This window comes from Aeromonas sp. QDB54, from assembly GCF_027707385.1.
Taxonomy (GTDB): domain Bacteria; phylum Pseudomonadota; class Gammaproteobacteria; order Enterobacterales; family Aeromonadaceae; genus Aeromonas; species Aeromonas hydrophila.
The window spans coordinates 1-945 of the sequence record NZ_JAPCIT010000085.1; the positions used below are offsets into that span (position 1 = coordinate 1).

Annotated in this window: 1 protein-coding gene; it reads right to left on the bottom strand. The window is 52.8% G+C overall.

The genetic code is table 11. The annotated features are described in order from the left end of the window. Window positions 1-899 (bottom strand): IS1595-like element ISKpn3 family transposase (locus tag PG881_RS23910; RefSeq protein WP_270803314.1); only part of this gene is annotated, 899 nt, incomplete at its 3' end. Window positions 900-945: the final 46 nt, after the last annotated feature.

Here is a 945-nt window from a genome sequence, read left to right on the forward strand (position 1 = left end):
GCCACGACTGCATGCCCCAATTCAACCAACATGCTCTTGAGGTCAAAACGATGATTAAACCGGAAGCAGTATTCCGCAAGATGCCTTGGTAAATGCTTCGCTCCGAGCGTATGGCAACTGCCCCGCAGCGAGTTTTTCACATTTCCTATCATCGTGTTTACCCAGTTGAATGCCGGATGATCCAGCCAGTCCAGGTTGCCCCCGGTGACAACACCCAGGTGCTCACAATTGGCCTCCTTGACCGCTTTGAAACAGGCCAATCCATCGGATATCACCGCGCTACCACTGGCAATATGCCGTTTTGCCCAATCAGCAACGGACTTGGTTTTGAAACCATCGACCACCGTCATCCGCATCTTGATTGGATGTCCTTCCTTGTTCAGGGCCACTGCTGCCACAAACGGCGTCTTGCCTGCCGCGCCCCGACCCCGTTTGCCACCACGGCGCTCGCCACCCCAGTAGACATCATCGAGCTGAATGATGCCGCTGATGGGCTGCTTGTCATCGGACTCTTTCATGGCTTGCAGCAGCTTGTGCTTGAGCATCCAGGCGGTGTCATATTTGACGCCCAACTGGCGCTTTAGCTCCATCGCTGACAAGCCTGTTTTGGTTTGTGACAACAGGTGTATTGCCAGAAACCACTTGGTCAGTGGGAGCTTGGTGTTTGCGAAAATCGTGTTTCCAGTCAATGACATCTGGTGACGGCAGTGATTGCATTGCCACACACGTGGCCGCCTTCTCAGGCGACAACAGGTCTTGTTGGCACATTCAGGGCAGACAAAGCCGTTAGGAAAACGCCAAGTGAACAGCGCGTTTTCGCACTGAGCCTCAGTGCCATAGTCCTTGAGAAACTCAAACAGGCTGTAGCCTTTCTGGAATTGGATTTTGCTTTTGGCCATGATCTCGCACCTCGATAACTGTACGTAAGATCAGTATAGTTCGTGG